At 70.8% G+C, this 23,373-nt stretch carries 14 protein-coding genes; 8 read left to right on the top strand and 6 right to left on the bottom strand.

Annotated features, from left to right (window positions below; genetic code table 11):
• The 6 genes from VH569_RS23060 to VH569_RS23035 form a co-directional block, all read right to left on the bottom strand.
• Entirely contained in the window at positions 1 to 918 is a 918-nt protein-coding gene (locus VH569_RS23060; protein WP_423318241.1) for a metal ABC transporter solute-binding protein, Zn/Mn family, read from the bottom strand.
• Positions 919 to 928: 10 nt separating this feature from the next.
• Positions 929 to 1,522 (bottom strand): DUF6162 family protein, encoded by a 594-nt coding sequence (locus VH569_RS23055; protein WP_423318240.1) that lies wholly within the window; start codon positions 1,520 to 1,522, stop codon positions 929 to 931.
• Between the two features lie 13 nt (positions 1,523 to 1,535).
• Positions 1,536 to 1,859: a hypothetical protein gene (locus VH569_RS23050; protein ID WP_098736745.1), complete on the bottom strand. Its 324-nt coding sequence runs from the start codon at positions 1,857 to 1,859 to the stop codon at positions 1,536 to 1,538.
• Positions 1,856 to 2,329, bottom strand: a complete 474-nt coding sequence (locus VH569_RS23045; protein ID WP_423318239.1) for a hypothetical protein — start codon at positions 2,327 to 2,329, stop codon at positions 1,856 to 1,858. The genes VH569_RS23050 and VH569_RS23045 overlap by 4 nt, the downstream gene beginning before the upstream one ends.
• Positions 2,322 to 3,458, bottom strand: coding sequence for a PepSY-associated TM helix domain-containing protein (locus VH569_RS23040; protein WP_423318237.1), 1,137 nt, complete (start codon positions 3,456 to 3,458; stop codon positions 2,322 to 2,324). Before VH569_RS23040 ends, VH569_RS23045 begins: the two co-directional genes overlap by 8 nt.
• A gap of 162 nt (positions 3,459 to 3,620) precedes the next feature.
• Positions 3,621 to 4,400 carry an aspartyl/asparaginyl beta-hydroxylase domain-containing protein gene (locus VH569_RS23035; protein ID WP_423318235.1) on the bottom strand — a complete coding sequence of 260 codons (780 nt, stop codon included), beginning with the start codon at positions 4,398 to 4,400 and terminating at the stop codon, positions 3,621 to 3,623.
• A 445-nt stretch (positions 4,401 to 4,845) separates the two neighbouring features.
• On the opposite strand from VH569_RS23035, the gene VH569_RS23030 reads away from it, so the two are divergent.
• From VH569_RS23030 to VH569_RS22995, 8 genes are all read left to right on the top strand, one after another.
• Positions 4,846 to 5,505 (top strand): hypothetical protein, encoded by a 660-nt coding sequence (locus tag VH569_RS23030; protein WP_423318233.1) that lies wholly within the window; start codon positions 4,846 to 4,848, stop codon positions 5,503 to 5,505.
• A 10-nt stretch (positions 5,506 to 5,515) separates the two neighbouring features.
• Positions 5,516 to 6,178, top strand: a complete 663-nt coding sequence (locus VH569_RS23025; protein WP_423318231.1) for a hypothetical protein — start codon at positions 5,516 to 5,518, stop codon at positions 6,176 to 6,178.
• A gap of 38 nt (positions 6,179 to 6,216) precedes the next feature.
• The gene (locus tag VH569_RS23020) at positions 6,217 to 6,954 is read left to right on the top strand and encodes a hypothetical protein (RefSeq protein WP_423318229.1); all 738 of its coding nucleotides are present in this window, start codon (positions 6,217 to 6,219) and stop codon (positions 6,952 to 6,954) included.
• Between the two features lie 122 nt (positions 6,955 to 7,076).
• A complete protein-coding gene (locus tag VH569_RS23015; protein ID WP_423318227.1) occupies positions 7,077 to 9,647 on the top strand; it encodes a lipase family protein in 2,571 nt (856 codons plus the stop codon).
• Positions 9,648 to 9,668: 21 nt separating this feature from the next.
• A complete protein-coding gene (locus tag VH569_RS23010; protein ID WP_423318225.1) occupies positions 9,669 to 10,802 on the top strand; it encodes a hypothetical protein in 1,134 nt (377 codons plus the stop codon).
• A 5-nt stretch (positions 10,803 to 10,807) separates the two neighbouring features.
• Positions 10,808 to 20,551, top strand: coding sequence for a DUF6603 domain-containing protein (locus VH569_RS23005; protein WP_423318223.1), 9,744 nt, complete (start codon positions 10,808 to 10,810; stop codon positions 20,549 to 20,551).
• A 72-nt stretch (positions 20,552 to 20,623) separates the two neighbouring features.
• Positions 20,624 to 22,255, top strand: a complete 1,632-nt coding sequence (locus VH569_RS23000) for a hypothetical protein (protein ID WP_423318221.1) — start codon at positions 20,624 to 20,626, stop codon at positions 22,253 to 22,255.
• A gap of 5 nt (positions 22,256 to 22,260) precedes the next feature.
• Positions 22,261 to 23,361, top strand: coding sequence for a hypothetical protein (locus VH569_RS22995; RefSeq protein ID WP_423318219.1), 1,101 nt, complete (start codon positions 22,261 to 22,263; stop codon positions 23,359 to 23,361).
• Positions 23,362 to 23,373: the final 12 nt, after the last annotated feature.

The raw sequence follows: 23,373 nt of genomic DNA, 5'->3' as shown, positions 1-23,373 counted from the left end.
TCACGGCTTGGCCTCCAGCATCGCCTGGACCAGCGTGTCCATGTTGCGGGTCATCTCGCGCTCGAACCGGTCGGCGGTGTAGTCGCCGTGCGAGATGTGGGAGAAGCTGTAGAGCCGGATGCCGGTCTCGCGGCGGATCGTCTCGACATAGGCGCTGGGGAAGTTCAGCTCCGAGAAGATCACCTGCACGTCGAGCCTGCGCATCGTCGCGATGGTCTCGGCAAGCTGGGCCGGGCTGGGCTCGATGCCGTGGGCCGGCTCGACGACGGCGGAGACCTCCAGCCCGAACTCGCGCAGCAGGTAATCGTAGGCGCCGTGGATGGTGGCGACCCTGAGGCGGGTGTCGCCGGCGCTCGCCAGCTTGCCCAGCGCGTCGGCCCGCAGCTGGCGCAGCCGGCGGGAGTAGGTCCGGGCGTTGGCGGTGTAGGCCTCGGCGTTGGCCGGGTCGAGCCGCCCCAGTTCGCGGGCGATGGTGGCGACCTGAAGAACCGAGCCGGTGATCGACAGGAAGCTGTGCGGGTTGACCACCTTGCCCGATGCCCGCGTCGCCGATCCGGCAGCGGGCAGCAGCGGCACGTCGGCGTTGGCCTCGACCACCGGCAGCTTGGGCTTGGACGAGGCGGCGATCATCCGTCCGGCGAAATCGTCGTGGCCGATGCCGTTCAGCACGATGGCGTCGAGGCTGCCGATGCGCTGGATGTCCTCCGGCCGCGGCTCGTAGGCATGCGGGTTGAAACCGGCGGGGATGATCGGCACCACCTCGGCCCGGTCGCCGACGATGTTGGCGACGTAGGAATAATAGGGGTGCAGGGTGATGCCGAAGCGCTTGCGGTTGGCGGCACCGGCAGCGCCGGCGGGAAGAACGCCGGTCGCCAGGGTGGCGGCGAGGAAGCGGCGGCGGTTCAGGGAAAGGCTCATAAGGGCACACTCATCGGGTCACGCCGGCGGTGAAGGTGGAGGTGATCCGCTTCCAGCCGGCGGCGGCCAGCGACGCCTCGTCGAGGCGGGCGGGCGGTGCTTCTGCGGCGCGCTTCAGCCAGATCGCGGGGCCGTGGCCGTCCCCATGGCCGTCGCCGTCCAGCAGCAGGACCAGTGACCCCGCTGTTCCGGGATCGGCGGACAGGCCGGCATAGGCGACCGTCCCGCCGGCTTCCGCCAGGGTCCAGGCATGGCCGCCGCGGGCCGCGGCGCTGGCGTCGGCGGCGAAGGGCGGCAGGGCCTGGGCGGCCAGTTCGGCCGGGGACGGCGCCCGGCCATTGGAGGTGCCGTCGGTCTTGCGCAGGGCGGCGATCTCGGCAGCGATCTCGGCGGCCGCCATCCTGAGGTCGGCGTGCAGCCCCTGTTCGGCGGCGGTCAGGGCGGTGCGGGAATCGATCCGGTGGGGGGCCAGGGCGGCCTCCGCGTCCGGTGCCGGCCGCAGCCCGACCGCCACCGTGGCGGTGGCGAGGATCAGGCCGGCGGCGAGCAGGACCCACAGGGTCTCGCGCTCGGCGCCGGCACGGCGGACGATCTGGTGATGCATGGGGTGGAGAACCCTATTTGATGGCGCTGTGCTCGATCTCGACCGTGTGGCCGGGGCCGGCATCGAACAGCACGTAGAAATCCTGGGCCGGGCGCGGGAAGGACAGGGTGGAGTCCTCGCCCAGCCTGCCCTTGACCAGCACCTGCTCGTCGTAGGCGATCACGTCCAGCACCACGCCGGGCGCCTTCGAGCCGTCGGAGAAGCCACCGGTGCAGACCACCGTCTGGCCGTCCGCCATCCTGCACTCGCAGACCGGGTAATGGGCGTGGGCGGCGGTGGCGGCGCACAGGGCCGACAGGGCGGCGGCGACCGCCAGGGCATGAATACGGGCAGTCATCGCTTTCCTCCCAGAAAACCGGCCAGCGGGGTCGAGGTCTGATGGATCCGTCCGCTCCAGTCCTCGACCGTCACCCACAGCTCCTCGGTCCCGGCCGGCTCGGCCGGCACCGCCACCTCGGCTTCGCGCTCGTACGGGTTGCCGAAGCCGAGCGCGCCCGCGGCCCGCAGGTTCCGCGGCTTGCCAACGCGCAGGAAGACGCCGCGCACCTTGTCGATGTCGGCCGGGCGGAGATGGACGTGGTATTCCTTCATCCATTCGCCGTTGCCGGCCCGATGCGGCGATTCGTCGTAGGTGACGAGCGCGATCGGGAAGGGGCCGGCGCTGACGTCCCGCCGGATCTCGGCCGGGGCGAAGATCGGCTTCGGGCTGAAATAGTTGGGCAGGAAGGGAAGCGGCACCAGCATCATCAGCGCGCTGAGATGGAATTTGCCGCGATGCCAGGATTTGGGCATTGAAAGTTTACGCATTGGAGGATGCCCTCGCCGTCCTCAGCCCGCGCACCGCCTCGACCGTGGCGCGCGCCGTCCGCTTGGTCCAGATCAGCATGCCGCTGAACACCAGCAGGCTCATCAGCAAGCCGAAGGCGAACCAGATCAGCTTGACCGGCAGGCCGCCGAAATCGCCGGTGTGGAGCGCCCGCATGATGGTGCGGGTCAGCTCGACGCCCGATGCGCCCTCCAGCCCGCCCTCCACGACGATCACCTCGGCGGTGTAGGGGTTGACGCGGACGATGTCCGGCAGCAGCGGCACCTGCCCGCTGGAGCCGATCACCGACGCCGTGTCGTAGGCGGTGTCGGGCAGCCGCAGGTAGCGCAGCCGCATGTCGGGCAGGGCGGCCATGGCCGCGGCCACCACGGCGTCGGCGTCGGTTTTCGGCCTGACCGCCGTCACCGGAATCTGGTCGCGGGCCACCATCACCGGCGCCTTGCCGCCGCCCAGACCGATGCCGAGATGGAACAGGGCGATGTAGATCAGGAACCACAGGCTGGTGACGGAGATCACGGCGATGAACCAGATCGACCAGGTGCCGGCGACGCGGTGCAGATCGCCCCACATCACGCGGGGCGCCTGCTTCCAGCGGATGCGCGGCTGGTAGAAGGATTTCCAGAAGCGCTTGTAGACCACGAGCCCGGTGACGAGCGAGCCGGCCAGCGGGATGGCCAGCGCCGTCACCAGATACCAGCCGGTCGGGAAGGTCATCAGCCAGCCGTGCAGCGCCCGGATGAACTGGCGGAACGAGTTGCCGGGGGACAGGCCCTGGACCGTGCCGGTCACCGGGTTGACCCAGGCGGTGGTGAAGGTGCCGTCGGGCAGCGCCATCTCGGCGCCCACCGCCATGTGGGAGCCGCCCCAGCTCAGCGAACCGACCTGTCCGCCGGGCGCCGCCGCTTCGGCCGCGGCGATCAGCGCGCTCGGCGGCAGCGGCTGCCCCTCGCCCGACGCCCGCATCGACGGATCGACCAGCCACGTGATCTCGGTGCTGACCACGGCGATGGTGCCGGTGACGCAGATGAAAAACAGGAAGGCCCAGATCGGCATCGCCAGCCAGGAATGCCACAGGAACCACAGCCGCGTGCGCGACTTGCCACCACTCATCTCGATCCTCTCCGCACGGGACATCCTCGCCCTTCCCCTTCAGACGAACGGGCGGGCCTCCAGCCTCAGGATGAAATGCGAAGGATTCTCATTTTTTCGGATGAGGGTCGAAATCAGGGCGCACGCCCGTCCGTGGCGGCCGCGCCCCGTCCAGCACCCCGTTCAGCGGCCGGGCGGCGGCGGCACCAGTGCGTCCATGGTGCGGACGATGCGGGGCGCATAATGCAGCGAGGCCATCGTCGCCATGCCCTTGGCCACCATCCGCAAGGGGGCCGGCATCGGGCGCGCGACATCGATCATCAGGATCGCGCGCAGTTCCGGGCTGTCGTTGACCACCTCGTGATCCCAGGAATCGTCGAACAGCACGCTTTCGCGCTCCTTCCATTCATGGATGCGGTCCTTCACCCGGATGTGCGGCGGCCGGACCGTCGGCACGCGCAATGCCAGATGATAGCGCAGATACATGCGCGACGGCCCTTCATGGGCGCGCACGCTCTTGCCCGGTTCCAGAATCGAGAACATCGCCTGATAGACGCCGGGAATATCCCGGACCAGCTCCAGCGTGCGCGGCGCCAGCGTCCGGGCAGCCTGCGGCACACGGCCGAAACAGGTCAGCATGAACACGCTCCACCGCCGGTCGCGTTGCAGCCGGCCCGACGAGTGGATCACGTCGGTGTCGATGCTGTGGTAGGAGGGCAGCCGCTCGTAGGCGGCCAGCACCTGGTCGAACTCGCCGCGGATGGTGTCGTAGGCCGCATCGATCCGGCGCAGAACGGGCATTTCCCGGTCGATGTCGTGAAACACCGGACGGGACGCGCCGCCGGTGTGCAGGTCGAACAGCGGGTTGAGCAGCGCTCCCGATTTGTAGAGCGACATGTTGCGGCGCCAGCGCCGCAGGGTCGGGATCAGCCCGTTGGGATCGGTCTTCTGCAGGGTCAGCATACTGGAGTCCCCTTGGAAACAAGGATGTGTGGGAGGCGGGCCGCCGAAGCACCGGCCCTCGCGGCCTCCTTATCGGCCGGGTTGTGCGCTAATCTCCACTATATAGACATATGTTTTGCTTCGATGTCCACGGGGTGTGGAGATATTTCATAATCATACACAGGCATTGATTTCAAAAATTTGCCCACGTTGGTGTGATCTTAAACAGTACATTCGCATGCAAATGGATTTTGGATTTCAAATTGTTGACATAGTTCTGATAATCGAAAAAATTATGTTTGTTTGTTATTGACACAATAAGAGCATCAATTGCACAATTCGCCGGCACATAAAAACAAATACTTTCCCACGAAAGCCGAAACCCGATCGTCAAGCAGTGGCTTGCCGAACCGTGAAGCATCGGCGTGTGTCGGACAAACATCCATATACGAATGGGAGAATAATCGTGAGCTTTGCCTCGTACCGCGAGCAGCATGTCGCGTTTCTGAACAAGGCGGTGAAGCCCGTCGACCTGACCCTCGATCAGCTCGAAGGCCGGTCGTTCGGCCCGGGGACCCACAAGGGCCCGATGGTGATCTCCTCCGACCCGTCGGAGGACAATCTGGGCTCCAAGCTGGTCACCCTGCAGTCGGTCCAGCAGCTGAAGGACATCGCCGGGATTTCCGACGATCACTTCGCGGCGAACCCGCATGCCGACCGCAGCGTCCGCTACCCGACCCAGCCGGTGCAGACCGATTTCGACAAGGCGATCGAACGGGCGCGCAACGACAACTGCGCGCTGGAGAGCCTGATCCATCCCGCCGACCAGAAGACCATCGGCCAGGCGATGATGGCCTTCATCCATGGCGACAGCCAGAAGGTCAAGGCCTTCGAGCCGGTGATCAACGCCCTGCGCTTCCCCAACCAGGTTCTGCTGACCACCGGCCAGGACATCACCGTCACGCCGGGCAACCCCCTGGTCATCGGTCCCAACAGCCCGTACGTCACCCAGGACCCGGTCCTCGGCGCGGTCGCCATCTTCGGCACCGTCACCGTGCAGCAGGGCGGACAGATCCAGATCCTCATCCCGGTGACCTTCAAGGCCGCCCAGATCAATATGCTGTGAGGGCTGCCCAATGGGTGTCATCTACAACATCACCGTCACCGGTACCAATGGGACGACCGGCACCGGCGGCAGCCCCGGCGGACAGGGGGCCTGGGGCAACAATGCCACCGCGGGCGTCTGCGGCGGCAAGAACAACGCGTCCTGCACCACGGCGCCGACCAGCGCGACCAACGGCGGCACCGGCGGCAACGGGACGTCCGGTTCGCCCGGCAGTGACGGCAGCTGCCCGGCGAGCCTGACCTTCCTCGTCGGGACCGTCTCCGGCGCCTTCAATGCCCTGGTCACCGGCGGCAACGGCGGAGCCGGCGGCAATGGCGGCAATGGCGGCGCGGGCGGCAACGGCGGTGCCGGCATCACCGTGGTCGGCTGCTGCCAGAGCCAGTACGGGGCCAGCATGCCGGCTGGCAAGACCGGCACCGCCGGCAACGGCGCCAATGGCGGTGGGGGCGGCAACGGCGCGTCCATCGGCACCGCCATCCTGGTTCTGTACGACGAGATCGTCGGCTCGCCGACCTACAGCCTCGACGCGACGACGTTCGGCCAGGCTGGCGCCGGCGGTGCAGGCGGCAACGCCGGTGGTGCAGGGGGCAATCCGGGGTCGCCCGGTGCCACCGGCAAGAACACACCGGCCGGCCAGGGACCGACGATGACCATGCGGCCCAACAACGGCTGACGCCACCCCACGAACATCGTCGAGAACGGACACCTGACATGACGAACTCGATCAACGCGCAGATCCTGATCAGCGGATCCAGCGGAACCGACGGCGCGGCCGGCACGCCCGGCGGCACGGGAACTCCGGGAGTGGCCGGGAGCCCCGGAAGCGCCACTCCCAAAAAAGGCTGCTGCGGCACCACCTACACCTGCACCTGCGCCACCAACGGCACGGCCGGCGGCGGCGGTGCGGCCGGCGGCAACGGCACCGCCGGCACCTCGGGCGGGGCGCCGCCCCCCTTCATCCTCCATTACGGCAGCCTGTCCGGCTCGCTGACCGTCCTGGCCCAGGGCGGCAACGGCGGCAATGGCGGCGGCGGCGGTGTCGGCGGCACCGGCGGGACCGGCGGCGACGGCGGGAAGAACCAGGCTGTCTGCACCGACAGCAGCGGCAAGAACCCGCAATGCCCAACCACCCAGGGTGGTGCCGGCGGCAATGGCGGCACCGGGGGTGACGGTGCGAACGGCGGCAATGGCGGCAATGGCGGATCGGTGACCGTCTATTGGGACACCGATCCGGGCGACATCCTGGTGCTGACGCCGGGCGGCACCGGCGGGGCCGGTGGCTCTGCCGGCGTGGGCGGCACCGGCGGTGCCGGCGGCGCGAACGAGGCCGGCGGCAACGCCGTGTCCGGTGCGAACGCCGGCGCCGGCCGTGCGGCAACCCCCGGCAATCCGGGTCAGTCCGGCACCCAGACCATCGTCAGGTATCCCACCGCGGCATCGGCGGCCTGATCGACGACCGGGAGGCGCCGGGCTCAGCCAATCGCTGAGTTCCGGCGCCTCCCGGCGGAGTCTCGCCGCCCCCCTTTCCCCCATTCCTCCGCCAACATCCACACGCCGGGAGCCCTGGTGCCATGGGAAGCGTCAGCCAGTATTCTGCGACCACCGCCAACGCCCTGCTCGATCTGGTCGACATTGCGGGCGGAGACCTCAGCCAAGCCTACCTCCCGGCGACCCTGAATCTCGTGACCACCTTCGCGAATGGCTCCGCCACATCGGGCGGCGGCCAGGGATTGCTTGCCACCGGCACGGTGGCCGGCATCGACGGGCCCGTCGCGGTGCTGGCGGTCGGGGTCGATTGGCCCACCTTCATCTCGTTCTTCGAGCAGTCCTTCCTCAGCGCCACCACCACGCCGCCGCCCTATCTGAAGGTCGGCAGCAACGACTCCCTGATCGCCCTGGGCTATTCGCTGGCCTACAACGCGATCCACGCGCAGATCTGGGCCGCTGTCGCCAAGCTGAAGCTCGTGCCCGGATACGCTTCGAACGTGCCGCTGCTGGTGGTCGGCATGGGGCCGGCCGGGCCGCTGGCGCAGCTGGCCGCCTTCGACCTGCGGCCGGGACAGACCGGCCCGGACGGCAGCGGCGGCTCCATGACCAGCCCGGTCGGCGCGGCCGGCTGCTATTCCTTCTCGACCCCGGCCTACGGCAACGCCTCCTATGCGACGGCGGTGACGGCGGCGCTGGGATCGGTCTTCCTGTGCAACCTCAATGGGATCGACTTCTATCCGTCGATCGCCGGAGCCCCCGACGGCTTCGCCTTCAGCGGTGCGGCCCAGACGCTGACCGCGTCGGTTCCCCCCTCCGACGTGCCCTGGCTGGAACGCACGCCGGCCTTCTACCAGACCGCCTACGGCGCGCCGCAGCCGCAGCTGGCCGGCGGCGGAACGGTGACGCCTGTTCCCACGGGCTACAGCGGCGACCTCGCCTACACGCTGGCTCTGCTGACGACGGCGGCCTATGGGCGCTTCCAGCATCCGGATCTGCCGCAACCGCTGCCGTCCGGCTACACGCGGGCGGCCGACGTCGTGGTCGGCGGCGTCACCTGGGCGTCGATCTACACGTCCGGTGACCGGACGGTGGTGGCATCGCGCGGCGCCTGCTCGTGGATCGAGCTGCTGGCCTTCATGGGCAACGGCTCCCTGCTGCCGCTGCCCTGGTTCACCTCCGGCGGCCGTATCCTCCAGGGGCTCTACAGCTTCTATCCAGGCTATGCGGCGGCGCTGTTCACCGCCCTGTCGGGAGTTCCCGGCGTGGCGGGCAAGCCGCTGGTGTTCGCCGGCCATGACTTCGGCGGTGCCCTGGCCGCGCTCGCCGCCTACAATCTGGCGCTGGTTCCCCAAAGCGGCATTCCCGCCGCCGCCGCGGTCTACGGCTTCGGCACCGTCCGGTTCGGCGACTATGCCTTCCAGAGCGCCTACCAGTCGGCGCTCGGCAGCGTCAGCTACCAGATTCTGCGGCCGAACGACGTGATCGCGGCCAATCCGGGACTGTCGCTGATGGCTCCGCTGCCGACGGCCATGCGGCTTTCGGGCGGAATGCTGAGCCCGGTCAACAGCACCACCGGCCATGCGCTCGCCCTCTACACCTCGCTGCTGAACCCCCAGGCCTCGGCGGGCGCGCAATCCTTCGCCATGCAGGCTGCCGCCGGACCGGCGGCCGCATTGCCTGGAAACGCGCGCCGGCTCGGCCTGCTCGCCGCCACCGCCGCGCCGCGCATCGTCGCGTCGACCGAGCCGGAACTGACGCCCTTCCTGGCCCGGATGGTGGAATTCCACGGACTCCATCCCGGGCATCTGACCGGTCCGGTCCTCGACACCGCGGCACACCAGGGCCGCATCGTCCTGTCCGCCGACCCGAGGGTCAGCACGCTCGCCCCGGCGCAGGTCTTCGCCGGAGGGAACCGGGTTTTCGCCACCAACGCGATCCTGGTCCGGGCCGGACAGGCCCTGCACATCGGTTCGCCCGGCAGCCAGCCGTTTCGCCTGATCGCCCAGTCCATCCTGCTGGAGCCGGGTGCGACCCTGTCGGTCGAAAGCCCGGCGCATCTTGCCGTCGGCTCCATGACCTCCGTGGCGGCGAGCGCCGCCGCCAACCCCAATATCATCGTGCAGGGAGCCAACGGGACCAATGGCAGCCCGGGATATCAAGGCGGGACAGGGGCTCAAGGCGCTCCCGGTTATCCGGGTGGGAACGGCGGAGCGGGACAAAGCGGGGGGTGGGGGGCCAACGGGATCCTGCCATCGCCCTTTACCTTCTTCGTCGGCACCATCAGCGGCACTTTCGTCGTCCGCGTAGTCGGCGGCCAGGGCGGCGACGGCGGTCAGGGCGGGGCTGGAGGTGCCGGCGGCAATGGCGGCTCGGGTGCCGCCGGCGGCAGGGGCGGCCAGGGCGGCAATGGCGGCTGGGGCGGCAACGGCGCCAACGGCACGGCGATCGTCATCAGATACGACACCATGGAGCCGGGAACCAGCGTGGTCTTCCAGGATTTCGGCGGGCTGCGGGGAGCCGGCGGGGCGAGCGGCCCAGGCGGGCCGGGCGGCGCCGGGCAGCCTCCGGGCACATCGGGCAATCCCGGCTATCCGGGCCAGCCGGGGCAACCCGGCACCCCGTCGACCCTGCAATTCATCTCCTCCTCCTCCTGACGGCCGGTTCGGAGCGCTGCCATGCCCACCAAGACCCTGCCCGACAAGGCCGAGGCGCCCGCCGCCGCGCCTGACAGGCCCACCGTGAAGACCGGCGTGAAGGCCGGCGTGATCTCCAGCTGGCCCAGGCCGGCGGGGAACCGGGTGATCGACCCCTTCGACCCGCCCTTGCCGCGCTATTCCGGGCCGCAGACCATCGCCCACGAGGAGATGCCGGCGGATGCCCGCGCCTTCATGGACCGCCAGCTGTCCTTCCACGGCATCGACCCGGAGAGCTTCCGGCGGCGCTGGCTCGATAGCGCCCGGCACGGGCGGGCCATGCGGATCTCCTGGGTGCCCGAACGCTCCTTCGTCGAACCGGCGCAGACCTTCCGCCACACCTGGGTGCGCTATGCGCTGGACGGCATCGTCCTGCGTCCCGGCGCCGAGCTGACGCTGGAAACGCCGTTCGGCGACCCGTTGGAGCTGTATGTGCATCGGCTGACCCTGATGGAGGGGGCGCGGCTGACGGTGCAGGGCGGGGCGGCCCGGCTGGTGGTCGGGCAACTGGTCGGCGCGCGGCCGGAGACGGCGGACAGCATCGAACCGGCGACTCTGCTGCTGGCCAGCGCCGACGGCCGCGACGGCGACCCCGGCGCCAGCGGCGGTGCCGGCCCGATGGGCAGCACCGACCTGCCGGACGGCGGCGGGGGAGGCGGCGGCAAAGCCGGCGAGCCGGGTCTGAACGGCATGCCGCTGCGGGACATGGCGGTCACCGTCCACACGGTGACCGGGCGGTCCCGGCTGCTGGTGCGGCCGGGCCGCGGCGGCCATGGCGGCAGCGGCGGCAGCGGCGGGCCGGGGGCCTACGGCCATGCCGTCGCATTCCACCGGATGGGCCGGGGCGGCGACGGCGGCCATGGCGGCGAGGGCGGCGGCGGCGGGGCCGGCGGCGATGCCGGGCTGCTGCGGCTCGACGTGCATGTCCGTCAGCCGGGGTCCGTCTTCGACCTCGACGTCGCGGACGGCGCGCCCGGCGCCGGTGGCGATGGCGGCGGCGGCGGGGCCGGGGGGATCGGCCTTCCCGACGGACTGACAGGACATGCCGGACGCGACGGAGCGCCGGGCCGGCCGGGCCGGCCGGCGCTGGTGCAATGGCTTCGCACAGGGGAGTGACACCCGTGACCACAGAGCCCGAGACCACAGAGACCGCGCGCACCGGCATCGTCCCGGCGCGCTCCAATGCGCTGCGGGGGGCCGCAGCCGCGGATCTTCTGGCCGAGAATCTTCTGGCCGTCGACCTGACCAGCGCGACCAGCCCCATCCTGATCGAGGCGGCGGGCGTCGAGGCTCCGGCCATCCAGCTTGCGGTCGCCTGCGGGCTGCTGCTGCCGGTCGACGGGCAGGAGGGGGTCTATCAGCTCAACCCCGACTGGTTCACCGACCCGGTGGGCAAGACCGGCCAGGGCATGAGCGAGAACGCCGTCACGCTGGCCCTGGTGATCGCCCAGCTGATCGGCCAGGCCTCGGGCAGTTCGCTCGGCATTCCGGTGCGGGAGCCGGGGGCGCTGGGAACCTGGTATCCGATCAACAAGCCCGGCACCGACACGCCGAGCGGCCTCTATCTGGCGACCCAGCCGGTGTCGTCCGACAGCAACGGCAGCGGCGAGCCGCCGACGGTGTTCGGCCTCGGCGTGATGTACACCACCACGGTGACGCTGGGGACGGATGAGAAGGCGGAGCTGGATCTGGTGGCCGACGGCCCCTCCAGCATCGATCTGAAGGTCTGGGGCATGGTGCCGGTCGCCCTGCTCGGCAACGGCGGCGTCGAAGTGGTGGTCGGGCAGGCCGGCCATCCCTTCACCATGGGCTTCGAGGTGACCGGCGGCGACGGGCCGCTGATCGACGCGGCCGGCTTCTCCTTCACCGGCGTGCGGCTGACGGTCGACCTGTCGCCCGCGACCGATCCGGCGGTGAACGTCTCGCTGGTCATCACGCAGCTGACCCTGCCCACCGCGCCGGGCGCCCGCGACTTCACGCTGGCCGACCTCCAGGCGATCAGCGGCGCCGAGATCCTGGCGACGGCCGCGGCGCTGGCGGTGACGGCTCTGGGCAAGCTGGTCGGCGACCAGCCGTCGCTGTCCTACCTGCTGCCGGCGCTGGGGCTGGGCGCCAGCGTGCCCGGCGTCGACGGCGTGCTGCTGCCGATCCTGCGCTGGGACAGCTTCATCGCCCTGGCGGTGAGCGGCGGCGACGTGGCGCGGCCCTTCGTCGACTGGTTCACGGCACTCGCCACCGACGGGCCGACCCTGTCCGCCTGGATGAAGGCGGTGGGCGGCGCCGTCGGCGGGCTGACCGGCACCGACGCCACGGTGTCGGGAAGCGGCACGCGCGACGATCCGTTCGCGGTGCCCGTCCTCAGCGTGAGCAGCGTCGGCACCCTGCGGCTGACCGCCGGCACCGGGACCGACACGGCGGGCTTGCGCCATTTCTATCCCGGTCTGGCCTTCGCCTCCACGGCGCTGGTGCTGGGCAGCTCCAGCGCCGCGGTGACCGGCAGCGCCGGGCTGGAAATCCTCGACTTCACGCTGGCCACCGGCGGCGGGGTGCAGGGCGTCGCCCCCGGCCGCTTCAAGGCCGGCATCCTGCTGGCCAACAAGGACATCGCCCAGCCGCTCTACAGCGGGACCATCCTCGGCGGCACCTACAGCTTCGGCGCGCTGGCCGGCGGCATGTCCGTCATCGTCGCCGACGGCGGCGCCACGGTTCAGCCCGCCTTCTCGCTGCTGTCGGTGACGACGCCCACCGGCAGCTATCCCACCATCGACCTGACCCAGCCCGGCGACCTCGTCGCGGCGGCCGAGGCCGAGCTGAACGCCGCCATCGGCGACGCCTTCAACGCGCTGTTCGGTCTGGGCACCGACAGCGAGGTCGGGCCGTCGCTGGCGGCGCTGCTCGGCGTCGCCCCGCCGCCGGGCGCCACCGCCTGGCCGTCGTCGCTGACGCCGCCCTTCAGCCTGTCGGGGCTGCCCAACTCCATCCAGTTTCCCGTCGAAGCACTGAGCCGCTACTGGGCGGCACTGATCCGCGGCGACGTTGAGGTCGACGGCCAGCCGCCCTTCTCCTTCATGGTGGACGCGCTGGGCACCGTGCTGCGGCAGGTCGGCGGCGGCAGCGGCGGCGTGACCGGGTCCGGCACCGGCAGCGACCCCTGGAGCATGACGCTGGGCCCGGCGGGCAGCCCGGCGGCGCTTGTCGCCTACATCGCCGACGCCCAGACCTCGAATGGCGCCGCCAAGCGGCTGGTGCTGGGCCTCGGCGTCGGGGCGACGCTGCCGATCGCCGGCAACACGCTGGATCTCGCCTTCCGCATCGAGGCGCTGGGGCTCGATGCCGGCGCCGCTGCCGGCCAGGGCATCCGGTCGGCGCAGATCCTGCCGGGCATCGGCGTCTACGGCGCGCTGCCGTCCGGCGTCTCGACGCCCGCGGTGGCCGGAGCCTCGTTGCAGATCGACAAGGGCGGACTGTCGCTCTACTGGAGCCCCTACGACGGCTGGCACTGGTCGATGTCGGTGGCGGCCCCGACCCTGGTGGTCGACGGCGTGGCCGAGCCGGTCGGCACCGACATGAACTATTCCGACGCCACCGGGCTGTCGGAGCTGGTCACCGATCAGGCCGCCACCTTCGGCGCCATCCTGACCGGGGTGCTGGGTGTGGCGCTCTACCGCGCGCAGCGCCGCGGCGGGCTGGCGCTCGACGGCTGGCTCGGGCTGCTGCCCAACCTGGGGCCGTTCATGCCGCAGGGCATCGACTGGCCCGACGGCATGCCGGTGCTGGCCCCCACCAGCTTCACCGATCCCATCGGCCAGGTCCGGGCCCAGCTCAAGGCGGTGCTGTCCACGCCGGACCGGGCCGCCGCGGTGCTGGGCCTGCTGGGCTGGGCAATCGACGGCACGGCGGAAACCGCGGCACCCGTCGCCGGCACCGGAACGCAGCTGGATCCCTACCGGGTGCCGCTCGACGTGCCGTGGAACCTGCAAGGCACGCTGTGGCAGGATTCCGGCCAGACCATGGCGGTTCCCGGACTGTCGACGCTGCTGTCCTACACGGCGGGCGACATCACCGCGGTGACCAGCGTGCGGCTGGACCCGATGGGCATTTCCTGGAGCACCGGCGAGCCGGTCGCCGCCTCCGGCGTTCCCGGCCTGTCGGTGCAGACCGTGCTGAGCGGCACGGGCGGCACCCTGGTCACGGTCGACGACGTCGCCGTCGAGAGCGTGACGCTGGGCGTCGTGCTGACCATGGATCTGTCGGGTGGAACGGCGAGCTTCGCCGCGACCCCGGTCCTGGCGGCGAAGCAGACCGACGGCACGGTGATCGTGCTGGACGGCACGCTCGATCCGTCGGCCAACAGCGCCCTGCTGTCCATCGTCAACGCCGCCATCGGCGTGGCCGCCGCAGCCTTCAAGGGCGACGATACCTTCCAGCTGGTCTACGGTGTCCTCGCCGACCTCGGGCTGGCGGTGCCGGCGGCCAGTGTCGACGGTCCCTACGGCATCGACCCCGGCGGCTTCACGGCGCTGGTGTCCAGCCCCCTGGGCTTCCTGACCGACCGGCTGATGGCGGCGCTGGCCGACGCGACGGTGCAGCCGCTGCTGTTCCAGGCCATCGACGCGACGCTGGGCTTCTCGCTGCCGGCGATGCCGGAGCCGCTGCTGGCGATGCTGGCCGGGCTCGGGCTGGTGGTCGACGCGGATCACGGCTATGCCGCCAATGCCGAGGCGATCCTCGCGGTCGCCCGCGCCCCCGCTTCCCAGCTGTCGCAGCGCCTGACCGCCCTGCTGTCCGATCCGGATGCCCGCTCGTCGGTCATCGCGGCGATGACGCACGGCTCGCAGAGCTTCCCCGTCGGCCCCTGCACCCTGACCACGGCCAACGGCCGGATCATGACGCTGACGCTGCCGCGCGGCGGCTTCACGGTGGGATCCTTCCTCGACCCCTCGATGACCGTGCGCGTCGATCTGCAAACCGGCACCATCACGGCCACGCTGGACTGCTTCCTGCCCGATGCCGGGTTCAGCGTCCTGTCCACCCTGACCTACACGGTCGGCGGCAGCGCGCCCACGGTGACGGTCTCGCTGGTCTGGGGCGACGGGTCGGTCCCGCAGCCCACGCCGCTGGTGATCTGGCCCTTCGACCAGAGCGCTTTCATCGACCAGCTCGCCGCCGTCGGCCCGGCCTATGTGCTGGCCACCTTCGTCGCCGAGGCGGTCGACGACATGCTGCTCGCCAAATATCCGCTGGCGTGCAGCCTGTTCCAGGCATTCGGGCTGGCCGACCCCGATCCCGACACCGGCGTCTGGCAGATGAAGTCGGCGCTCGGCCTGTTCGAGAAGCCGGTGGACTGGCTGCTGTCCGACGCGGTGGTCGGCCAGGACGGGCTGCTGAACATCGCGCAGATCCAGAAGGTGCTGGGCAGCCTGCCGTCCGGAACCGCGGGCGGGCTGACCCTGGCGCAGGCGACCAATGGCGTGCTGCTGTCCGGCCTGCCCTATGGCTTGCAGGTGACGGTGACCGCTGACCCTGCGACCGGCCTGTTCACGGTGGCGCCGGCTCTCAGCGAGGCGATGCCGCTGCTGGCCGGGGCGGAATTGCAGTCGATGGGCTTCGGCCTGTCGCTGACCGCCAACTACCAGCCGGGCCTGAGCGGCAGCGGCCGGCTGACCGCCGCCATCCCCGGCCTGGACCAGCCGCTGTTCCTGCAGGGCGGCTACGACAAGGGCTTCACGCTGACGGTTGGCGAGGAGGGCGACGGCAAGCCGGTGCTCGACCTCGTGCCGTTCGGCGGCTGGCAGACCTTCGTCCTCCAGGTCGCCGCCGAAGTGGCGCAGACGCTGTTGCAGACGCTGACCCAGAAGCTGCTCGACCAGCTCGCCGCCGAGGGCGACACGACGCTGACGCAGTTCGTCACGGCGCTGCGCAGCACCGCGGCCTCGCTGGATATCAACGCTCTGGTGCAGTCCCTCATCGCGGCACAGCCCGATGCGGCGGCGCTGGAGGCGGCGGCGCTGGCATGGCTGCGCGAAAGATTGCAGCCGGAGCAGGCGGCCGCCACCGCGTCCGCCGTCGCCGGCCTGTTGCAGCTGGCGCTGAGCGGCGTGTCGAGCGACGGCGGCCTGCTGGTCTATGCCCCGTCCAAGTCGGTGCCGGTCACCGTCATGGCCGGCGTGCGCACCGTCGGCGCCGAGACGCTCGCCGGCATCTGGGCGACCCTGTCGGTCACCGCCGCCGACAGCGTGGTGGTGGCGCTGACCCCGACCGGCGTCGGCGTGCCGCTGACCGGCACGCCCGAGGCGCGCGTGCAGTTCGGGCTGTCGGCCCAGGCGATCATCGCGCTCGGCCAGGGGCCGGGCCTGACGGTGACCTACGACAGTGCCGGCGGCGGCGTCGCGGCGGCGGTCGATCCCCTGATGAAGGCCGGCGTCTCCAGCAGCCTGAACGCCGAGCTGCTGCCGCTGCCGTTCGGCGTGGCGACGGGCGACGGCTATGCCGGCCGGCTGGAAGCGGCGCTCGCCGTCTGGCTGGAAGGGGTGATGGTGCAGGCGCTGCCGCGCTATGTCTCGGTCGTGGTGCTGAACACCCAGACGGTGGTCAGCTGGCTGAACGCACCGCTGTTCACTGGCTCGACCCTGACGGCGGGGCAGGTGCTGACCGCCTCGCAGCTTCTGGTGACCGAGGACGGGGCCTATGCGCTGAACGACCTGGCGTCGTTGCAGTCGCTCGGCGTCGAAGGCTTCCTGGCCGGCTTCCTCAAGGCGCTGACCCAGACGCAGATCCAGGTGCTGTCCTTCCCCGACGGCGGCGGCATCTGGCTGGAACCCGGACCGGACGCCAGCTATGGCGTGCGCTTCGCCGCCACCGGCCTGTCCTTGAAGCAGGTGCCCTATCTGGTCTTCCAACTGGGCGCCACCGACACCGAATGGATCGCGCTGACCGGGGCGGACCCGTCGCAGTACCAACCCGGCGTCGCGGCCTACCTGCCGGTCGACGGGCTGATCCCCGACTTCACCGCGGTCAAGCTGCGCCTGATCAACATCGGCGTCGATTTCCAGGGCAAGGCGGGCACGCCGCTGGTCGATTTCAGCCGCTTCCAGCTGGCGAAGATCAAGCCGCGCGGCCTGCTGACCTTCGACTTCGCGCAGTCCGATCCGATCACCGCCTATGGCGGCGGCGTCGATGTCGAGGACATCGCCATCTCGCTGGCCCCCGACACGCTGACGCCGGGCGCCAACACCAACCCGGTCGCCCAGAACCTGCTGGGATCGGGCGACGCCACATCGGCCGGCAATCCGGCGGCGAATCCCGGCTTCTCGATGCGCGCTGGCTGGATGTCCGGCGAGGATCTGGGCGTCGAGCTGTACGACAGCAACGGCGGCAGCCAGACGCGCATCTGGCTGCCGGTGCAGCGCAGCTTCGGCCCGGTCCATGCCAACAAGGTCGGCATCGGCTGGGACAACCCGACGAAGATCGGCAGCGTGCTGTTCGACGGCGGCCTGACGCTGGCCGGGCTGGACGTCGAGCTGATCGACCTGTCGGTCAGCGTGAACGTTACCCAGATCACCGACTACAGCCAGTACAGCCTGGATCTGGCGGGATTGTCGGTGTCGTTCAGCGGCGGCTCGGTCAGCGTGTCGGGCGGGCTGCTGAAGCAGAACAACCCGCTGCGCTACGACGGTCAGCTTCTGGTCAAGGCGGGCAGCTTCTCGCTCTACGCCGTCGGCTCCTTCGCGCTGATCCCGGTCGATCCGGACAGGCCAGACGGCGACAAGGCGGTGTCCTTCTTCGTCTTCCTGAACCTGAACGCGCCGCTGGGCGGCGTGCCGGCCTTCTTCGTCAACGGCGTGGCCGGCGGCTTCTCCGTCAACCGCAACATCATCGTTCCCGATGCCGGGAACATCATGTCCTTCCCGCTGATCCAGGGCGCGATTTCCCAGGCGACCTTCGGCAGCGATCCGACGCCGGCCAGCGCGCTCGCCGTGCTGTCGCAGGACGTCTACCCGCAGATCGGCAGCTATTGGGTCGCCGCCGGTCTGAAATTCTCCAGCTTCCAGATCCTCGACGTCTTCGCCATGCTGCTGGTGAAGTTCGGGCGGGAGTTCGAGATCGACGTCATCGGCGTCGCCACCGCCACCCTGCCGCCGCAGGTCCAGCCCTCCTCGGCGCTGGCCTACATCGAGCTGGCGCTGGTCGCCTCGTTCAAGCCGGACGAGGGCGAGATCTCGGTCACCGCCCAGCTGACCCCCAGCTCGTTCCTGCTGGCGAAGGACTGCAAGCTGACCGGCGGCTTCGCCGCGAAATTCTGGTTCGGCTCCAACCCCTATGCCGGCGACTTCGTCATCACGCTGGGCGGCTACAACCCGTCCTTCCAGCCGCCGGACCATTATCCCAATGTGCCGCGGCTGGGCTTCGACTGGCCGGTGCTGAGCACGTCGGTCATGACGGTCGGCGTGTCGGGCGGCACCTATTTCGCCCTGACGCCGTCGATGATCATGGCCGGCGGCTATCTGAAGGCGCTGTTCAAGGCCGGGCCGCTCAAGGCGTGGTTCAACGCCGGGGCCGACTTCCTGATCGCCTGGCAGCCCTTCTATTATTATGCCGGGGTGCAGGTGTCGGTCGGCGTGTCCTTCGGCTTCGAGGTCGCGGGCGTCAAGGTGACGCTGACCGCCGAGCTGGGGGCCGGGCTGGAGCTGTGGGGGCCGCCCACCGCCGGCAAGGTCAAGGTCAGCTGGTACGTCATCTCCTTCACCATCCCCTTCGGCGACCAGGACCAGGACCTGTCCAGCACCCAGCCGCTGAGCTGGGAGGAGTTCGAGGCGCGGATGCTGCCGCAGCCGGACTCGCAGACGGCTCCCCAGGCCTCTGCGCGCACGGCGTCGATGATGCTGGCGGCGGCGGAGGAGGACGGCACCTCCTCCGGCAACACGGACGGTGCGGACGCCACCCAGGTGGTCGTCAACATCCAGGTCAGCAGCGGCCTGCTGAGCGATACCGGGGAGTTCGGGCCGACGGTCCAGTCCGCCCCCTTCGCCATCGACCTGCGGTCGGTGATGCCGGCCTCCACCGTCACCGTGGCGGAGTCCAGCTATCAGGCCTCCAGCCCGTCGCTCGGCATTCCGCCGATGGATTTGCCGGACATCGCGACCGGGATGGCCGTCACGCTGGAATCGCAGGACGATCAGGGGGTCTGGACCACCCTGTCCATCGACCGGCCCGGCCTGACGCCGGCAACCCTGTCCGGCGGTGCGGCGGCGGCGATGTGGTCGACGCAGGCCTTCGACCCGGTGGGCAAGCCGTCCTCCGACTTCATCGCCGGTGCCGCCTTCGGCATGACCCTGGCCGCCACCGGCGACCATGTGGTCGACACGCTGGCGCCGATGGACCTGCTCACCTCCTTCGGCTACGAGCAGGCCGACCCGCTGCCGCTGCCCTTCGCCGTCACCCCCGTCTACACCGCACCGGCGGCGCTGTCGCAGGACGGCCGCTTCGCCGTCCTGATGGGAAGCATCATGGCGCCGGCGCCCTCGACCCTGCGCAGCCAGGTGATGCAGGCGCTGGAGGACGCCCAGGTCGCGGTCATCGTCGACCAGAACCTGTCGGTGATGGCCAGCTTCGCCGACCAGATCTTCCAGGCGGCGCCCAGCCTCGCCAAGCTCGGCTTCGACCTTGCGACCTCCGGTCCGCAGGCGCTGGCGGCGCCGCAGCCCAAGCGCGCCGCCCGGGTTGCGGCGGTGGAGGCACCGCTCGCCCCGCGGCTGCTCGGCACCTCGCAGGCCTACGCGCTGCCCGCAACGGCGCCGCGGCGCATCCAGACGGCCACCGGTGCGGCTGGTGGCGCCGCCCGCAAGGGATCGGTGCTGCTGCCGGCGCCGCGGGTGACGATGCGCTGGGCCGATGCCGATGTCCGCCCGACGCGCGGCGGTGCCCGGACGCTCGCCGGTTCCGGAACCGCGCCGTCCGCCATCGAGGCCGGCCTGAGCCTCCAGCCCGGATCCGTCGCGGTGTTCGACGCCGGACGGGGGGCGGGAGCGCCGATGCTGGAACTGACGGGCGGAACCCCGGTGATGGTCCACGCCTTCGACAAGGCCGGCCGCATCCTGTCCAGCCGTCTGGTCTCGCCGTCTGGTGGCAGTGCCGAGCCCCTGCCAGCCGACACCGCCCAGGTGACGCTGGTCGGGGTGGACAGTGCCGGAACGGCGGCGGTCGCGGGCTGGAACCGGCACAGCACGCTGGTCCAGGCCGGCCGCTACACCCTGCTCGGCAGCGGCTGCACCGTGCGGCCCCAGGCTGGGCCGCGCCCGCAGCGCGGCCAGCGCGATGCGGCGCCGGTTGCAGCACGGGGGCCGGTGGAAGGGGCGGCGATGCTGACCCGCAACCGCGTCCAGACCGGTGTCGGCAGCACCGCGCCGGGCTGGGTGGAGACGGTGTTCGGCCACACCGTCGGAACCGTCGCGGTGGTGCTGGACCGCAGGGCGGACGCCGATGCGGTGACGGTGAAGATCGCCGCGACCGGTTCCCCCTGGACGGTCGAGTACGGCGTCGCGGCGACCCCGGCGGCGCGGATCGCGGCCGGCGACGGCACCATCCTGCTCTACGACGCGGCGTCGTTCGCGACGCTGTCCGCCGAAGTCGCCGGTGACGGCGAGCGGCATGCCGTCCTGGTGCGCGGCGTCGAGGGGCTGGCCGGTGTCTACGGGCTGGCCGGCATGCCGGCCGAGGTGGAGGCCGGCTGGGACGGGCTGTCGCTCCCGGCGCTGGGGCGCAGCGTGGCGCCGCGTCCGGCCCTGGGCCAAGGCCTGGGACGGGCCGGAGCGGCGAAGGCCGGCGGCCCGACCCTGCTGCGGTTCGTCCGCAGCGAGGCGGCATAGCGGTGCGGGTGCCCCCGCCCCGGCGGGGTGGGGGCGATTGGCAGGACAGGTTCGTGAGGAAGGGGATCCCACATGTCGAACGCGATCGCGCTGGCCGGTGACGGCGACGCGCTGCAACCCGGCCAGATCCGGTTCAGCGAAGCGGCCCTGCCGCCGCTGCCTGCCGGGACCTATCGGCTGAGCGCCACCCAGACCGTGGATGGCATCAAGGATCAGGACACGCCCCCCACCTACACGGCGGTGCAGACCTTGCAGATCCAGGGGCCGCGCTTCGCCCTGGCGCCCGGCGACCTGCAATCGGTGATGCCGCCGGCCAACCAGACGGGCTCCTGGGAGAACACGCTGCCCAACGTGGTGCTGCGCCGGCGCACGCTGCCGTGGGAACGCACGCTGGACGGCAGCGTCCCGCCCGCGGACAGCGTTCCGGCACCGTGGATCGGCCTGCTCACGGTGACCGCCGCCGAGCTGGGCGGCGATGCCGGCGCGGTCGCCGCCCCCTCGCCCGTGCACAGCGGAACGGTGTCCGATCTGGTCCAGCCGACCAACCCGGCGGTGCTGGGACCGCAGCTGTCCGGCGTCTCGCAGGCCGAGATGCAGACGGGCCTGCTGCTGCTGGATTTGCCGGTGACGCTGTTCCAGTCGGTGGCCCCGACGCTGGCCGACCTGTCCTGGCTGGCCCATGTGCGCGAGGTCAACACCGATCACAAGGAGATCCTGGGGCTCGACGAGGATGGCACGTTCTCCATCGTCGTCGGCAACCGGACGCTTCAGCCGGGGGCGGTGAACTACCTGTTCCTGGTCTCGCTGGAAGGGCATCAGGACCATCTGGCCGGCAGCACCATTCCCTCGACCTACACCACCATCCGCTTCGCGTCGCTGGCGTGGTGGAAGGTGCAGGCCGATGTCTCCAAGGGCGACTTCATCGAGATCATGCAGGCCCTGCCCGACAATGGCGGCGTCGATCTGGTGCAGATGCCCCATTTGCCGATCCCGGCCTCCGGCAACGGGAACGCCGACGACCCGTCCGCCATCGCCGTCATGGGGCTCGGGATGGGCTATGTGCCGCTGACCTACCGCATGCGGGTGGGCGAGCAGGCGACGGCCTGGTACCGCGGCCCGGCCAGCGCGGTGCCGACCAAGGCCGACGGGCTGGGACCGTTCGTCTTCAGCGATCAGGCGATCCGTTACGACCCGACCACGGCGCTGTTCGACGTGTCGCAGGCCGCCGCCTGGCAGATCGGCCGGCTGCTCGCCCTGTCGGACTCCACCTTCGCCCGCCTGATGTTCCTGTGGCGCAAGGAATTCCATCAGGCGGTCGCCGCCAATGTGGTGCTCGGGCAGGTCGCCGATGCGCTGCCGGTCACGGCGGAGACGATGCGCGCGCTGCCGGCCGCCGGGCCGGGGAGCGGCGGGCGCACGCTGGCCCTCTCGCACCAGACCGCTGCCGTGGCGCTGGCCGAGGCGTTCGCCGGGCTGGCGGGGCGGGAGGTGGCGGTTCCCGCCGCCGATGGCGGAAGCCTGTCCGGCATTCCCCGCCGGACCCGCCGCGAGGACCGGCCGCCGGTCGCGGCGGCTCCCGGCCTGCAAAGTAACGGCCTGAGGGCAGCCGGCGTGAAGGCTGCCGCCGCCGCGGAGTCCGCGGCGGGCACCGCCGATCCGCTGGAGGCGCTGCTCGACCACGTATTCGGCCCTTCCGCGGAGTGATCGTCATGGACCGTGCCATCAGCAACCGCGCCGCCACCTTGCAGGCGCTCATCGACACGGCGACCGCCCCGGCGCTGGCCGCGCTGCGCTCCGGCCCGGCGCACGCCCGCGTTGCCCTGCCGGCCGCCGTCGCTCCCGCCGCCTCCGGTTCGGCGGCCACGCAGCCCACCGTCGAGCTGCCGGACCCGCCTGCCGCCGTCATCGACTGGCTGGCCCGCGCGGCGCTGCTCTACGGCGTGCCGTTCGAGTACATCACGCCCGACGGGCGGATGCTGCCCAAGGAATCGATCCGCTTCTTCTATATCGACCTCAACTGGATCCACCGGCTGCTGGAGGGGGCGGTGAGCATCGGGCTGTCGACCAGCGCCGATTCCGTGCAGATGATGGCGACCATCGAACAGCTGGTCGATCAGGCGCTGTCGCACAGCTCGACGGTGCGTCCGTCCTTGCGCGCCAAGGCGACCAGCGGCCACAGCCGGGCCGGTGCCGCGCTGAAGGCCGCCGCGGCCCAATCCAGCGCCGCGGGCGGAACGGCGACCGGCCCGATCACCGGGCTGCTGATCCGCTCGGCCGCGGTTTCCGGCTGGCCGGGGGTGGAGGTCAGCGCCTATGCCGACGATGCCGCCACCCAGAAGCTGCCGCTCCTGCGGCTCGACCGCCTGTCGGACGATGTGCTGATCGCCCTGTTCGACGGGCTGCCCCGGGTGGTGAACTTCCTCCAGCCGCCGGAAAGCCTGCATTTCGGCGTCCGCCCGACCACCGCTTTCCCCAGCGGCTACATGAGCTTCATGCGCGGACTCGGCTATGGCGGCTATCCCGCCGGCCAGCAGATCCAGGGCCAGCAGGCGGCGGTCTCCATGCGCAGCGGTGCGGCGGCCGGCGTGCTCGACGTCGCCGCCTCGGCCGCGTCGCTTCAGACGGCCATGAAGACGCTGGGCGCGCTGGACAGCGCCGGCACCTTCACCGCCGCCGAGTTCGCCGTGCAGATGGTGCGGGCGGCCGGCATGCAGTCCTTCCAGTGGGGCGTCAGCGCCCCAACGGGCCAATGGGGCGTTACCGCCCCGGCTGAGTCCACCGCCCCCGCCGTGGGCCGGATCGCGGGTTGATCGGAGCGCAGA

It is taken from the genome of Azospirillum sp. 11R-A (assembly GCF_049472615.1).
Classification (GTDB): Bacteria; Pseudomonadota; Alphaproteobacteria; order Azospirillales; family Azospirillaceae; genus Azospirillum; species Azospirillum palustre.
Note: the sequence above shows the minus strand (reverse complement) of the source record. Positions and strands in the feature narration are given on the sequence as shown.

Coding starts and splice junctions, on each gene's coding strand:
- VH569_RS23060 (WP_423318241.1), bottom strand. CDS start 918: ATGAGCCTTTCCCTGAACCGCCGCCGCTTCCTCGCCGCCACCCTGGCG.
- VH569_RS23020 (WP_423318229.1), top strand. CDS start 6,217: ATGACGAACTCGATCAACGCGCAGATCCTGATCAGCGGATCCAGCGGA.
- VH569_RS23015 (WP_423318227.1), top strand. CDS start 7,077: ATGGGAAGCGTCAGCCAGTATTCTGCGACCACCGCCAACGCCCTGCTC.
- VH569_RS23040 (WP_423318237.1), bottom strand. CDS start 3,458: ATGAGTGGTGGCAAGTCGCGCACGCGGCTGTGGTTCCTGTGGCATTCC.
- VH569_RS23050 (WP_098736745.1), bottom strand. CDS start 1,859: ATGACTGCCCGTATTCATGCCCTGGCGGTCGCCGCCGCCCTGTCGGCC.
- VH569_RS23055 (WP_423318240.1), bottom strand. CDS start 1,522: ATGCATCACCAGATCGTCCGCCGTGCCGGCGCCGAGCGCGAGACCCTG.
- VH569_RS23025 (WP_423318231.1), top strand. CDS start 5,516: ATGGGTGTCATCTACAACATCACCGTCACCGGTACCAATGGGACGACC.
- VH569_RS22995 (WP_423318219.1), top strand. CDS start 22,261: ATGGACCGTGCCATCAGCAACCGCGCCGCCACCTTGCAGGCGCTCATC.
- VH569_RS23000 (WP_423318221.1), top strand. CDS start 20,624: ATGTCGAACGCGATCGCGCTGGCCGGTGACGGCGACGCGCTGCAACCC.
- VH569_RS23045 (WP_423318239.1), bottom strand. CDS start 2,329: ATGCGTAAACTTTCAATGCCCAAATCCTGGCATCGCGGCAAATTCCAT.
- VH569_RS23035 (WP_423318235.1), bottom strand. CDS start 4,400: ATGCTGACCCTGCAGAAGACCGATCCCAACGGGCTGATCCCGACCCTG.
- VH569_RS23010 (WP_423318225.1), top strand. CDS start 9,669: ATGCCCACCAAGACCCTGCCCGACAAGGCCGAGGCGCCCGCCGCCGCG.